Raw genomic sequence first — 838 nt, forward strand, 5'->3', positions numbered from 1 at the left:
GGCGTCATTCGCATCTCGATGGGATGAGCCCAGAAGCATTTGAGACAGCTTCAAAATGAGGCGGTCTCATGTCTAGGATACTGGGAGCAGTCCAAGTTCAAGATTCATCAAAAGACGTGACGTGCGACCATTGCCATCAATGAATGGATGAATGCCAACAAAATCAGCATGTACTTTGGCTGCACGTTCAATTGGATGTAGCTTATGTGCTTCACTATTATACCAGTCTACTAATTGAGCCATCTTGTCATTTAATAACGTGTAATCAGGCGGGGTAGATGTAGCACCAGAGATCAATACGTTTTGCTGGCGATAGCGGCCAGCATTATCATCATCAATATTCTTTAAGATAAGCTGATGGATATTACGAATTTGCCATTCAGAAAAAGGCTCCTCTTTCCGAATGATATCTTCAACATAGTAAATTGCATTTCTATGGTTGATCGCTTCGAAGTGTTCTCTTAATGCCTTTCCACCAACAGTAATACCTTCGAGTACTACTTTTGTTTCTAGCAGGGTGAGGGTATTACCTTCAATTGCATTGGAATGATAGGTCCAGCGGACAATAAGATCTTCTTGTAAATTTTTGACAATTGACGGAGAGAGAGGGCGATGTTGATCTAATTTTTTCTTTAAATCATCAATAGTTTCAAACATAACCTTATCCCTGAATTTGTCTTAGTCGATCATACATGAAAAAAGAAATATCAGAAATGTAGTGATATATCATTACATTTTGTATTGACTTAGGACTTACGCACTATTATTTATAGATTCTCTGTGGTAGCAGATGATTTTTATCGAGAATAAAGTCATCAATGAAGTTTTTGATCATTGG

General features: G+C 38.1%; 1 pseudogene. It reads right to left on the reverse strand.

What is annotated here, in order from left to right:
* Positions 1 to 93: 93 nt before the first annotated feature.
* Positions 94 to 657: pseudogene (locus tag F948_RS05730) on the reverse strand (Fic family protein); the annotation flags it as partial.
* Positions 658 to 838 lie beyond the last annotated feature (181 nt).

This window comes from Acinetobacter junii CIP 64.5 (genome assembly GCF_000368765.1).
Taxonomy (GTDB): domain Bacteria; phylum Pseudomonadota; class Gammaproteobacteria; order Pseudomonadales; family Moraxellaceae; genus Acinetobacter; species Acinetobacter junii.